Genomic DNA, 13,609 nt, shown 5'->3' with positions numbered 1-13,609 from the left:
AATATACTTTATTAATATTAGATAAATCTAAATCTWATATRTTCTCTAAATTTATTTAAATATTTTTTAACTAATCAATATAGGAGCTAATTACATTTTAAATAGCCCCTATATTTTACTTTAATCAAAACTTACTCCATATTATATTTTTTCATTAATTCAACTAGTATATCATTCTTATCTAAACTATGAACAGCATCAACAAATCTTATCGTTCCTGTTTTTGCTCTCATAACTACAGACTGAGTTTTCGCTCTATTTCCACCAATATGCTTAACTCCACTTAATAAATCACCCTCTGTTATACCAGTTGCTGCAAAGAATAAGTTATCACCTTTTGCTAAATCATCTATATCTAATATCTTTTCTAATTGTTCATCTGTAAACCCTAATTCATAACATCTATTTAACTCTTGTTCACTTAATGGATATATCTGAGCTTGCATATCTCCGCCCATACATTTTATAGCAGTGGCTGTTATTACACCTTCAGGGCCTCCACCTATACCCATCATCATATCTATCCCTGTTTCATCAAAGCAAGTTGCTATAGCTGTAGCTACATCTCCGTCTCCAAACATTTGGATTCTTGTACCTAGCTTTCTAGCTGCTTCAACTATATAGTCGTGTCTTTCTCTATCTTGGACAGCTATAGTCATTTGTGTAGTTTTTTTACCTAATGCTTTAGATACAGCTATTATATTTTCTTCAGCTGTCTTATTTAAATCAATTGCTCCTTTAGCTTTAGGTCCTACAACTATTTTTTTCATATATGTATCAGGTGCATTTAATAAACTTCCTTTTGAACCTATTGCTATTACAGATATAACATTAGGAAGCCCTTTAGCTATTAAAGTTGTCCCATCTAAAGGATCAACTGCTATATCAACTTCCATACTATCACTAGAACATATACCTACCTTTTCACCTATATATAACATTGGTGCTTCGTCTAGTTCACCTTCACCTATAACTACTTCTCCACTTATATCTATAGACTCAAAGGCTCTCCTCATTGCCTCTACTGCTGCTCCATCAGCTCCATTTTTATCGCCTCTCCCCATAAATTTTGACGATACTAAAGCTGCAGCTTCAGTTACCCTAACAAGTTCTAGTGCTAAATTTCTATCCATAATAATCATCTCCTCCGTTAGCTTTATCAATGAAATTATATATCAAGTGTTGAATTTAGTAAATATTTATATAATTTTTCAATTAATTAGTATTTTATATTTAGAATTATTAAATATATTGTTATTAATAAGTTCACAAATTTATTTGTATATATTGTTCNNNATATATTGTTATTAATAAGTTCACAAATTTATTTGTATATATTGTTCCTATATATAAAAAATAAAAGGCTATCACCAATATCGGTGATAACCTTCTACCTTATAGCATTGATGCTACTACACTTAGTAAAGCTGTCATACTAGATACTACTAAAGCTAGTACTATGACAAGTGCTATCATTTTATTTCTTTTTTTCTGCTTTTGTTTTTTACTACTCATATCAACACTCCATTATTATATTTCAATTGATTCATTATCAAATTTATCGCATACATCTCTTAAGTATTTCATAAAATCATTTTGTAAATTTTCTCTTTTTAAAGCAAAGTCTACTGTAGCCTTTAAGAAACCAAGTTTATCACCTACATCATATCTTATACCTTCAAAATTATAAGCATACATAGCTTCTTTATTTGATAATAACCTTAATGCATCTGTAAGTTGAACTTCTCCATTTTTACCTGCTGGTAAATGTTCTAAAACATCAAATATTTCTGGTGTTATTATATATCTTCCTAGAATAGCTATATTTGATGGGGCTTTTCCAGGCTCTGGTTTTTCTACTAAATCTTTTACTTTATATACTCTATCCTCTATAAATTTTGATTTTATTATTCCATATTTATCTGTATCTTTTTCATCTACTGTTTGTACCCCTAATATCGTTGTTCTATATTCTTCATATGCATTAATAAGTTGTTTTAAACAAGGCACTTCACTATCAACGATATCATCTCCTAGCATTACAGCGAAAGGTTCATCTCCTATAAAGTGTCTTGCACAATATATAGCATCACCTAAACCTTTAGGTTCTTTTTGTCTTATATAATGTATATTTATCATATTGGATATATTTTGTACTATTTCTAATAACTCATCTTTCCCTTTTTGCTCTAATTCTAATTCTAATTCCACAGATTTATCAAAGTGATCTTCTATAGATTTTTTATTTCTTCCTGTTATTATAAGTATCTCTTCTATTCCAGAAGCAACCGCTTCTTCAATTATATATTGTAATGTTGGTTTATCAACTATAGGTAACATTTCCTTAGGTTGTGCTTTAGTTGCCGGTAAAAATCTAGTTCCTAATCCCGCTGCAGGTATTACCGCTTTTCTAACTTTTTTTTGCATTATTAAGCCCCCTCTTAGCTGTGTTCTATTGAAATATTGTACATATATCTTATGTAATGTAATTAATAAATAAAGTCCTAATACTAGGACCTTATTTATATTTTAGCATTAAGCATTTCCATTGTCATTTAATTATTTTAGTACTATATTTTCTAGCTCTTTAACTAAAGAATCAAATTTTTTAATCGTATCTTCTATTGGCTTAGTATTTGTTAAATCAACTCCTGTATCTTTTAAAACTTTTATAGGATAATCTGAACCTCCTTTTTTAAGGAATTTTATATAATTATCAGATCCATTTTTTAATATATCTTCAGCAAAACTTACACCTGCACTACATCCTGTAGCATACTTATATACATAAAAACTATTATAAAAATGCGGTATTCTTGACCAGCCTACTTTAGCTAACTGATCTAATTCATAATCTTTACCATAATATTTTACTAACAGTTGTCCCCAAATATCATCTAATACTAATGCATTTATATTTTTATTTTGTTCAACTAACTCATGTATATTTTTTTCAAACTCTGCATACATAGTCTGAATATATAATGTATCCTTTATTAAATCTAAATACTGAGTTATATAATATGCCTTTTGTTCATCATTTTCTGCATTTTTTATTAACATCTCATATAATAATGCTTCATTAGTAGTAGATGCTACCTCATGAGTAAATATAGATGGATTTGAATTAAAATAGCTTTGATTTTTTGAACTCATATATTCATATACAGCATGACCTAATTCATGAGCCATCGTAGATACTGACCCTAAAGAATTATTATAGTTAAGTAATACATAGGGATGATTCTCATACAGAGATAAACAATATGCACCACTAACTTTATTATCATTAGAAAATACATCTATCCACTTTTCATTAAATGCTTTATATAAAACATCACCGTATTCTTTTCCTAATGGAGATAGAGCTGCATAAACAATACCTTGACCCTTATCATATGTTAAATTTGAATCTACTGTTTCTACTAAAGGTGTAAACATATCATAATAATATACTTTATCTAAATTTAATACTTTTTTTCTTAAACTTATATATTTATGAAGACTTCCAACATTATTATTTACAGTCTCTATTAATTTATTATAGACACTTTCATCTATATCATCACCTTTTAAATACATATCTAATGATGATTTATATCCTCTTTCAGATGAATAAAATACATTCTTTTTAACTTGTCCTATAAGCAACCCAGATAGTGTATTTATATTATCGTTATATGCTATAAATTCATTTTGATATGCAGTTTTTCTCTCATTCCTATCTGAACTTTCTAGTGCACTTTTATACTCCGCCGGGTTAAGGTTTGTTTTTTTATCCATATTCTTAAATAAATCATATACTTGACCCGGAAGTGATGATATATATGATGTATTAGTAAGTAAATGTTCTGATTTTTCGTCTAAATAATAATCCTTAGACCTTCTAATTTCTTTTAAGTACATACCATATTTTTTATTTATTTTTTTATCTTCTATAAATTTATTATAATCTTTATCGGATAATTTAAGTAATTCTAACTCTAAATCTGAACATATATTAGAATATTCTCTATATACTGTATTTATATTTTCTTTCATATTAATATATTTATATGAACTTTTATTAATATCTTGATTTAGCTTTACATAGCAATAAAGTTTATCTATTCTTATATCTAATTTTTCTTTTATATCTAATGCAAAAGATAAGTGAGTTTTTGATTTAGTTATTTTTCCAACGTAGTTTTTTAATTCTTTCATATCTTCATTAAATTTTTTTAATTCTTTATTCCACTCATCTTCATTCTTATATAAACTTTCTAAATTCCAACTAGTTTTACTATAATCAATTTTTGATGAACTCTCGGTATTATCATTTTTTGTATCTTCTTTTTCTTCATTCTTAGCCATAGTTTCAATTACTTCTTCATTTTTATATTTATCATTATGGTTTTGTATGAAAAATGATATAAATAAAATAAATATACACAAGGGTATAATTGCTTTAAATAATTTTTTATCCATAAAAAAAGCCATCCTTTCAATAGAATATACTTATTTATTAGGATGGCTTTTTTATATAATAATATTCAAAGTTTTACCATCGTTATACTAGGTTACTCTATTTTTATCCACATAGTTATTAACATATTCACATGTATCTTATTTACAAAAATCTAGTTTTTTCAATATATTTGTCGTTAATTATTTTTTAGTTTCTTCGCAATAATTTAATATTATCAACAATAATTATAGTTTTATCAACAATTTTAAGTATATATTTAGTACATTTTGTTGATAAGTAAAATTAAATATATTATCTGTTTATTTTATAAATTTCTACTTTTTTGTAAGACCCTGTCGAACTTTGGAATTCCAATATTTATACTAGTTTTAAGTTATCAAAATAGTTATCCACATTTTGTTGATAAGTTATACACATATTGTTGATAACGTTTATTTAATTGCTACATATCTTCGTAACTAATACTGTCATATCATCTTCAACAGAGCCTTCTTGTATTTCAAGAGCTCTATCTAGTATTAAATTAGCAATTTCTTTAGGATTTGTAGTTTTTATTTGTTTTAAGAAGTATATAAGCCAGTTATCACCTAAATTCTTATTCTTCCCTGCATCAAGTATTCCATCAGATACCATAACTATGTAATCTCCATATTTAACCTTAGTTGTTTTTCTATCTAGTTTTATATCTGAAAGTATTCCTACTGGAAGTGATGATGATGATATTAAATCTATATCTTCTTCATTTCTTTTTATGTACGTAGAGCATGCCCCCATCTTTATAGTTTCTAATATTCCTCTTTTTAAATCTATTATTCCTAAATCTAATGTAGAGAACATTTCTTCATCTGAAGATTTAAGAAGTAACATGTTATTTATAGTATTTATAACTATTTCATCATCTATTTTTGCATCCATCATTTTTTCTAAAATATCTATAGTAATATAAGACTCTTCATAAGCTTTCTTACCTTTACCCATTCCATCACTTATTGCTACCATATACTTACCATCATTTATATCCATATATGTATAATTATCACCACATAAAATATGACCATCTCTAGACATTCCTGCCACTTCTGTTATAGCTTTATATTTTTGAGCTTTAGTAAAGCTTATTTTACATTTTCCTCCCAATGAATGACATCCTATTTTTTGTGCTGTTATGTTTTCTTCAACTATATCTGAAACAACTTGTATTAATCTATTTTCACACATACAACCATCACTACATGTATCTTTATCTATCGTTATATCAAAATCATCTAAACCTTTACTTATATAACTAACTTTATTAACATGAATTCCTGATCTTTGTAGTTGATCATAAATATTTTTTTCTTTTTCTAAATCTACAACAATATTTCCTTCTAAATCTTTTGATAATGATTCTATCGATTTTGATATACTTTTTATTTGGTTTCCAATTAACTTCCTACTTTCTGAAAATCTTAAGCTCCAGTTATAATCTACTAAGAATAATTTATAATAATAGTTTGCTACTTTAACTATTTCTTCAGGTTTTAGACATTCTTTCTTAAACTCTTTACTAATACAATCAAGGGTTACTTGTCCACTTTCTTCTAAATCCTCTAATATTTCTCCCATCAATGTATATGTATGAGTAAAGTTTAAATCCCAACATCTCCTTCTCATGCTACAATTTCTACATTCATCATTATGTATCATATCTATAATATTAGCTATATCTCTTGTGTCAATAACTTTATCTTTTTCTCTAATCTTATCAAATATATCAGCAAGTTCATCATAAGCCTTATACATATTTACTAATTTAGAATTAGTCATATCCTTACTTCTTTTTATATAATCATAAACTACATCATTTGATTCTACATTTAACTTTATAATTTTTTCTAAATTTTTAAAAATATTATTTGGTAATAAAACTACTATTAAACTTGCTATTAATATGTCTCTTATTTGATTAATATTAGATTCAAGCCCTGATGTATAACCATATACCATAATCCAACTTAATATATATCCTAATATAGAAAAATACTTTCCAAGTTTATTTAAAGTTCCTCCGACTAATCCTGCAACAGAGTATATTCCCATATAAATTGCAGAAGATATATTATTAATTAAAAAAGCTATCCCTACAACTACTCCTGAACTAGCACCCATAGTAGCCCCACCTACTATACATGTAGTTAAAATTAATACTGTTGCTAAAACAGTTTGTATAGATATACCTAAAATTTCTATATTACCTATTCCCATTATGCTAAATATAACTATAAAACTTAATGCTATAGACTCTTCCACATTTACAGAAATACGATTATTTATATTTGTCATAAGGTTTATCCCAAATAAAAATATATAAATAGAAATAAATGTAATAATTGCTTCCATAGAGCATAATAATATATCATATAAATACTTATCAGATAGTATAACTTGTCCTACTGATATTGGAAAAACTATAAATGCTCCGATAAATGAAATTTTCAAATATGAGTTATTATTTTTTATCTTATTGCTTATAATCATAAATATCACTAAGCAAACAATATATTTTACTATATAAGCTATTGAATTCCCTGATAGTATAATTCCTGCTAGCGTTGATATAAACAAAGGTATTCTATATCTCTCTAATTTACTCATACCTAAGAAAAATGCTATTCCCAAAGGAGCTATAGAACCTATTAAAATAGACCTGCTTAAGAAAAAACTCATTAAGCTGAATATTATTAAACTAGGATTAATATACTTTAATAAATTTACATTTATATTTTTTGAATTAAGTTTATTACTTGGTATACTTATTGAACTTTTATCCATAAAAAAATCCCCCCTCTTTTGTTTCTTATAAATAAATTGTAACAAAGAGAGTAGGATTTATTTTGTCATAATAAGTTTTAATAATTTTAAAATATTAAGACATATTTTTTATATTTTGACACATTAAGCCTTCCAAATTATCGTATTCACTTACTGTTATCTCATCTATTTCTATATTTTTCATTATAGTATATAATATTTCTACACCAGCAGTTATTATATCCGCTCTTTTTGGTTGTAGCCCTTTTAAAGATTTTTTATCACTTAATGTCATCTTTTTTAAATTTTGTAGAATTAATTCTATTTCATTTAAAGAAATTTTACTATTATGTATCTTTTCCATAGAATATACTTCTAAAGCTTGATTCATTGCAGAAAGAGAAGTTATAGTCCCACCTATACCCACAATTTTTTTAACTTTATGATTTTTTACACACTCTAGAGTATTTTTTACCTCATCATATATAAAGTTACTCATATCCTTAAATTCATCTTCATTTATAGGATCTTGATTTAAAAATTTTTCAGTCATTCTAAGAGCACCAACATTTTCACTTTTAGAAAATCTTATTCCATCTTCATTTCCTATAATAAATTCTGTAGAACCTCCACCTATATCTACTACAAGTATATCTTCTACTTCATCTAAACCTTCTAATACTCCCATAAAACCTAAATGAGACTCTTTTTCTCCACTTATTATCTCTACATCTATATCAGTTTTTTCTTTAGCTAGTTTTATAAATACATCTTTATTTTTACTATCTCTAAGTGCTGAAGTTCCCATACAATATACTGTTTTACATCCTTTTTCTTTGCATATACGAGAAAACTCTACTAATGCATCTATATTTCTTTCTATAGCATCTTCACTTATATAACCTTGCTCATCAACACCTTGTCCTATCCTAGTTGTATTTACATACTTTTTTCTATTAACTAAATTTCCATCTATATAATCTGCTATCAAAAGTCTCATTGAATTAGTTCCAATATCTATAGTTCCAATCCTCATAAATTTATCTCCTTTTCAAATTATTCATATTAATTTATTATATCAGAATTAGCTTTACTTAAATCTCAACATTTGGCAAATAATTAATCTCTCTAACTATATATTTTAATCATTACTWATTAATCTCTCTAACTATATATTTTAATCATTACTTATAATACTATGTTATTTAAAATTTATTATATTTTAAAAAGAAGGTAAATTAATTACCTTCTTTCCCTATATCAATATAAATTATTTCATTAGGCTTAACCATATTAAGACGATTTCTAGCTATTGTTTCTAAATCTTCTTCTGTATTGCCATTTTCTATTTTTTTCAATTTTTCTATTTCTTTTTTTGTAGTACTTATTTGTTCATTTAGTGATGAAATTTCTGATTTATATTCATTTAATTTGGTAATTTGAAATACAAATCCACTTATTACTGTATAAATAACAAATATAATAAAAAGTGATACTAATATGAATTGAGCTGAAAATTTTTTTCTTATGTTCATATAATCCACACCTTACCTATGATTTTTCTTAACCTTTAATTTAATTCTATTTTTTCTTTTTATAACCTTCTTGGTAAATGAAAATAAATTAGGTATAAAAAATAGAACATCTAGAATAAAGTGCAGTATGTAAACAAACATATAATAAAAACTCTCAGAAATAAGTGCTATGTAAGTTGCAGTTTTCTTTATTAAAAATACTATAGTTCCAATTATTGTATTAAGTATCTTTAAAATAAATTTACTTATTGTATTGTAGTACAGTATAAAACCTATAAATAAAGCCACAAAATGATAATATCTTAAATCAAAAGATTCTATAGCATTTATTGTTATAAATATAATTATAGTAGATAGAGCCCAAAATATTATACTGAAAACTATAGAGAAATACTTTAATATTTTAAAATTAGATTTTAAGCTCCTATTTATATCAAACAATAAACCTATAATTAAGCCACCATATATAGTGGCATAAAATGAGCTTACATCTTCTGTGAACGGAATCATTTATTTAAATATCCTTTTTATAAAACTCTCTTGTGGCTTTCTTTCCTTAGAATATACTATAGAATTTATGGTACCTTCTATGCTTATAACACTTTCATCTATGCTTAGCTTTCCCATATCTAGATTTTCACCCTCTATTACCATTTCACCAGCAGATGTTCTAAGCTCTACTTTTTTATCATTAAAAGAATAGATATGTTCTATACCTGAAATAGTCAAGCTAGCTCTATCTTTTAACGTTATGCTATGTTCCATATTATCCCCCCAGCAAAAATATTTTCATACTAATATAAATATACTTAAGGGGTGTTAAATTTATTCTACTATCTCATACATTTCTTTTGCATCATTTTTTAAAACATGCTCTCTTATTTCATTTATTTTGAACTTCATCTTTTTCTCTCCAAATTGGATCTCTAGTAAATCTCCAATATTAACTTCCGATGAAGATTTTGCTACTTTTCCGTTTATAGTAACTATCCCCTTATCACAAGCCTCTTTCGCAACTGTTCTTCTTTTTATTATTCTCGATACCTTTAAAAACTTATCTAATCTCATGTATACTCCTCCTTCTATACAGAAAAAGTGTGGTACATATCCCCACACTTAATCATTATAATTATCCGTTTATTATATCTTTTAACCCTTTTCCAGCTTTGAATACTGGAGCTTTAGAAGCTGGTATTTCTATAACTTCTTCAGGATTTCTAGGGTTTCTTCCTTGTCTAGCAGCTCTTTCTCTAGTTTCGAATGTTCCAAATCCAACTAATTGAACTTTATCTCCTGCTACTAATGCTTCTTCAACAGATTTCATGAATGCATTTAATGCAGCCTCTGCTTCCTTCTTAGTTAATTCACTTTTTTCTGCCATCTTTGATACTAATTCTGCTTTATTCACGACGGTTAACCTCCTAAAATATTTATAATATAGAACTATAATTTTATAACTATAAATTATAGATTTTTGACATTTTTTCTTTTATTTTAATTGTTTGCTTTAGATTTTTGCCAAAGTTCTTCCATTTGTTCAAGCGTTAAATCTGCTAATTTTTTATGTACTTTAGATGCACTTTCTTCCATAAATTCAAATCTATTTATGAATTTTTGGTTTGTAAGATTTAATGCCTCCTCTGAATCTATATGTAAAAATCTAGCTAAATTTACTATTGAGAATAATAAATCCCCTAGTTCTTCCTTTATGTATTTTATATTTCCTTGTTTACATTCGTCAAGTAATTCTTTATATTCTTCCTTAATTTTTTCAAATACGTCATTTATATCATCCCAATCAAATCCTATAAGTGCTGCTTTATGTTGAATTTTTTCGGCTTTTATAAGCGCTGGTAAATGACTTGGTATTCTCTTTAGACCAGCAGTTATGCTAGTTTCACCTTTTTCATCTCTTTTTAGTTCTTCCCATGTCTTTTCAAATTCTTCCATATTTAAATCTATATCATTAAAAACATGTGGATGTCTATGTATAAGTTTTGTACAAATTCCATTTACTACTTCTTTTAGGTCAAAATATCCTTCTTCTTTACCTATTTGACTATGGAATACAACTTGTAAAAGTATATCACCAAGCTCTTCTATTATTTCATCTATATCATCATTATCTATAGCTTGACAAAGCTCATATGACTCTTCTATTATATATTTCTTTAAAGATTTATGTGTTTGTTTTTTATCCCAATCACATCCATTTTTTCCTCTTAAAGTACTCATTATAATTTCTAAGTCATTCACTGTATTATACATCTTTTTAGAACTTTTCGGTATATATAAACTAGTTAAATAGTTAAATAGATTTTCACTTCTATCAAGTTCATGTAGAGGTACATATTTCTTACTCTCTAAATTCTTAACACCTGCACCATTTACTATACATACTTCTTGATCATAGTCATAATATTCCATAAGCTTTAGCTTAATATTTGATGCTATAAAATGATCATATATTTGAGTTATAATCATACTTGTATTAGTATCTATATATGAATTTTCTATTTCAAATGCATCTATTAATTTAAATCCGTCAGCTGGGTCTACTGCTAAATAGTTAAACATAGCATCTACAAAACTCATAGAAGCTATAGTTTCAACTTCTATATTATTTTCTTTAGCCATAGATTCTATTATACCAACTGTCTTTTCTGCAACTCTTGGATGACCTGGAACTGCATAAACTAAATCGCCTTCTTTAGCTAAATCTATGATATGTTTAGAAATTTTATAGTATACATCTTCAAAATTTTCTTCACTATCATAAAAACAATCTAGAGAAGTGTATTCTATTGTTTCTTTAAGCTTATTTACAATTGGGTGTTTTTCTGTTCTTAAATATATTCTATTATTCGAATGTAGAGCATCTAATGCACCTTGGCTTATTAGAGAATATTCTCCTGGACCAAGACCTACAATACTTATCTTAGACATATTCTCACTCCTCTTTTGTATTTATTATTAAAATTTTTCATAACATCTATTTTTACAATTTACTATTTATAAGTATTTCCTTTATTTGTATATATATTCTATTTATTATCTCATAAGGTTTAATTTTCTAAGAATTTTATATAATTTATCCCCCTTTGGCATAGTAAGTAATTCTTCTTTTTTAATTCCACCTATACCAACTAAAACTACTCCGTATACAACTCCACCTATTACTATAGCTATTAATGTTGCTAGTTTTCCACCAACTAGTCCTGCTATAAATCCATAGCTTAATTTAACTGCTATAAACATAGTTATAACCGTTATTAATGGTTTTATAACAAATTCTTTTATTGGGAATTTTACTCCCATAGCTTTCTTTATGCAAACTAATTCTATTAAAACCGCTATAAGATATGCTGATACTGTACCTATAGCTGAACCTAATACATTTATTGATGGAATTGCTGTTAAAGTATAACTTATAACTATCTTAAATAACATACCTACAACTAACGCTATAACTGGTATCATAGGTTTTCCCATACCTTGAAGTATACCGTTCATTGTTTGTATTAATCCTAAGAACACTACACATGGAGTAAGGAATAATAATATTGTTCCTACTGTTGTTGGTTCATTTGGATATAATAATTGCATTATAGGTGTTGCAAGAGATGCCATACCAAATGCAGCTGGTAATACTATAAGTAATGTTACCTTTACAGCACTCTTTGTGTCTTTTCTAGCTTTTCCTTTATTACCTAAAGCAAAAGATTCAGATATTGCTGGAACTAAACTCATACTCATAGCTACTGTTATAACAGATGGTAAGTTTATTATAGACATTGCCATACCTGTTAGCTGACCAAACATCTCTAATGCTTGAGTATGTGTAAATTGTGCAACCATAAGTCTATTTATAACTATTACGTTATCTATCATATTAACTAATGGCATTACAGATGCACCTATTGTTATAGGAATAGCAACAACTAAAAGTTTTTTAAGTATAGTCATAACACTTTCATCTTTAAAATGTTGACTGTTTTTGATATTAATTTTACGTTGTTTGCTACCTCTTAAATACGCAAATATTAAATATAATATTGAAGCTACTGCACCTATAGTGGCACCCATAATAGCTCCTGCTGCTCCCATTTCTGGACCTGACTGTTGCATTAAGAAGTATGCAAGCCCTATTCCTAAAATAACTCTAAAGAATTGCTCTGCTATTTGAGATATAGCAATCTTATTCATATCTCGATTTCCCTGGAAGTATCCTCTATATGAAGACATAAGTGGAACAAATATAAGGGCTGGTGCTATTGCTAACATCGCATTTTTTGCTCCTGGGTTACCCATTAAATTTACTATGTAATCTGCACCAAAGAAGAACACTAAGAATGCGATTAAACCTGTCATAAATAAAACAGTGTAAGATACTTTAAATATTTTATTTGATCCTTTGTAATCTCCTATAGCATTTTTTTCTGAAACTAACTTAGCAAGTGCAGTTGGAAAACCTGCTGTAGCTAATGTAAGAAACAGAGTATACACAGGATATGCAGCTTGATAATAAGCCATACCTTCAGCACCTATAAGGTTACCTAATGGTATTCTGAAAAATGCACCCATTACTTTAACTAAAATACCCGCCATACCAAGTATAAAGGCTCCTTTTAAAAATGAATCTTTTGTTTTAGCACTACTCATAACTTTCCCTCCAAATTATTTATATAACAAACTTTAATATATCATATATTCAATTGTACATTCAACATATTACCAAAATTACTAAATATTAAAATTAAGTTTATTGTAAAATAAAAAAACCCTATTAAGGGTTTTTTCATTATTGAACTTG

12 protein-coding genes are annotated in these 13,609 nt (G+C 26.9%); all 12 read right to left on the bottom strand.

Annotated features, from left to right (window positions below; all coding sequences use genetic code 11):
• Positions 1–131: 131 nt before the first annotated feature.
• Positions 132–1,133 (bottom strand): class II fructose-bisphosphatase, encoded by a 1,002-nt coding sequence (glpX, locus tag G3997_RS00245; protein WP_330616143.1) that lies wholly within the window; start codon positions 1,131–1,133, stop codon positions 132–134.
• 397 nt (positions 1,134–1,530) lie between these two features.
• Entirely contained in the window at positions 1,531–2,427 is an 897-nt protein-coding gene (gene galU, locus G3997_RS00240; protein ID WP_296646230.1) for a UTP--glucose-1-phosphate uridylyltransferase GalU, read from the bottom strand.
• Between the two features lie 132 nt (positions 2,428–2,559).
• A complete protein-coding gene (pepF, locus tag G3997_RS00235) occupies positions 2,560–4,353 on the bottom strand; it encodes an oligoendopeptidase F (protein WP_442971215.1) in 1,794 nt (597 codons plus the stop codon).
• A 550-nt stretch (positions 4,354–4,903) separates the two neighbouring features.
• Positions 4,904–7,282: a stage II sporulation protein E gene (gene spoIIE, locus G3997_RS00230; protein WP_296646221.1), complete on the bottom strand. Its 2,379-nt coding sequence runs from the start codon at positions 7,280–7,282 to the stop codon at positions 4,904–4,906.
• A gap of 94 nt (positions 7,283–7,376) precedes the next feature.
• Entirely contained in the window at positions 7,377–8,297 is a 921-nt protein-coding gene (locus G3997_RS00225) for a Ppx/GppA phosphatase family protein (RefSeq protein WP_296646218.1), read from the bottom strand.
• A gap of 202 nt (positions 8,298–8,499) precedes the next feature.
• On the bottom strand, positions 8,500–8,796 hold the full coding sequence (locus tag G3997_RS00220) for an FtsB family cell division protein (protein ID WP_296646215.1): 297 nt from the start codon (positions 8,794–8,796) through the stop codon (positions 8,500–8,502).
• A 12-nt stretch (positions 8,797–8,808) separates the two neighbouring features.
• Complete coding sequence (gene yabQ, locus G3997_RS11450) at positions 8,809–9,306, bottom strand: spore cortex biosynthesis protein YabQ (RefSeq protein ID WP_296646209.1); 498 nt, start codon at positions 9,304–9,306, stop codon at positions 8,809–8,811.
• Positions 9,307–9,561 carry a sporulation protein YabP gene (yabP, locus tag G3997_RS00210; protein ID WP_296646205.1) on the bottom strand — a complete coding sequence of 85 codons (255 nt, stop codon included), beginning with the start codon at positions 9,559–9,561 and terminating at the stop codon, positions 9,307–9,309.
• Positions 9,562–9,621: 60 nt separating this feature from the next.
• Positions 9,622–9,864 (bottom strand): RNA-binding S4 domain-containing protein, encoded by a 243-nt coding sequence (locus G3997_RS00205; protein WP_071118970.1) that lies wholly within the window; start codon positions 9,862–9,864, stop codon positions 9,622–9,624.
• A 61-nt stretch (positions 9,865–9,925) separates the two neighbouring features.
• Positions 9,926–10,204: an HU family DNA-binding protein gene (locus G3997_RS00200; RefSeq protein ID WP_071118971.1), complete on the bottom strand. Its 279-nt coding sequence runs from the start codon at positions 10,202–10,204 to the stop codon at positions 9,926–9,928.
• Positions 10,205–10,290: 86 nt separating this feature from the next.
• Entirely contained in the window at positions 10,291–11,742 is a 1,452-nt protein-coding gene (gene mazG, locus G3997_RS00195; protein ID WP_296646195.1) for a nucleoside triphosphate pyrophosphohydrolase, read from the bottom strand.
• A 105-nt stretch (positions 11,743–11,847) separates the two neighbouring features.
• Entirely contained in the window at positions 11,848–13,458 is a 1,611-nt protein-coding gene (locus G3997_RS00190) for a putative polysaccharide biosynthesis protein (RefSeq protein ID WP_296646192.1), read from the bottom strand.
• Positions 13,459–13,609: the final 151 nt, after the last annotated feature.

This window comes from Romboutsia sp. 13368, assembly GCF_018336475.1.
GTDB lineage: Bacteria > Bacillota > Clostridia > Peptostreptococcales > Peptostreptococcaceae > Romboutsia.
This window is presented reverse-complemented; position numbering and strand designations above follow the sequence as displayed.

Bases quoted from the DNA above. Each gene is read 5' to 3' on its own strand.
- glpX (WP_330616143.1), bottom strand. From the start codon at position 1,133: ATGGATAGAAATTTAGCACTAGAACTTGTTAGGGTAACTGAAGCTGCA.
- galU (WP_296646230.1), bottom strand. From the start codon at position 2,427: ATGCAAAAAAAAGTTAGAAAAGCGGTAATACCTGCAGCGGGATTAGGA.
- pepF (WP_442971215.1), bottom strand. From the start codon at position 4,353: ATGGCTAAGAATGAAGAAAAAGAAGATACAAAAAATGATAATACCGAG.
- spoIIE (WP_296646221.1), bottom strand. From the start codon at position 7,282: ATGGATAAAAGTTCAATAAGTATACCAAGTAATAAACTTAATTCAAAA.
- G3997_RS00225 (WP_296646218.1), bottom strand. From the start codon at position 8,297: ATGAGGATTGGAACTATAGATATTGGAACTAATTCAATGAGACTTTTG.
- G3997_RS00220 (WP_296646215.1), bottom strand. From the start codon at position 8,796: ATGAACATAAGAAAAAAATTTTCAGCTCAATTCATATTAGTATCACTT.
- yabQ (WP_296646209.1), bottom strand. From the start codon at position 9,306: ATGATTCCGTTCACAGAAGATGTAAGCTCATTTTATGCCACTATATAT.
- yabP (WP_296646205.1), bottom strand. From the start codon at position 9,561: ATGGAACATAGCATAACGTTAAAAGATAGAGCTAGCTTGACTATTTCA.
- G3997_RS00205 (WP_071118970.1), bottom strand. From the start codon at position 9,864: ATGAGATTAGATAAGTTTTTAAAGGTATCGAGAATAATAAAAAGAAGA.
- mazG (WP_296646195.1), bottom strand. From the start codon at position 11,742: ATGTCTAAGATAAGTATTGTAGGTCTTGGTCCAGGAGAATATTCTCTA.
- G3997_RS00190 (WP_296646192.1), bottom strand. From the start codon at position 13,458: ATGAGTAGTGCTAAAACAAAAGATTCATTTTTAAAAGGAGCCTTTATA.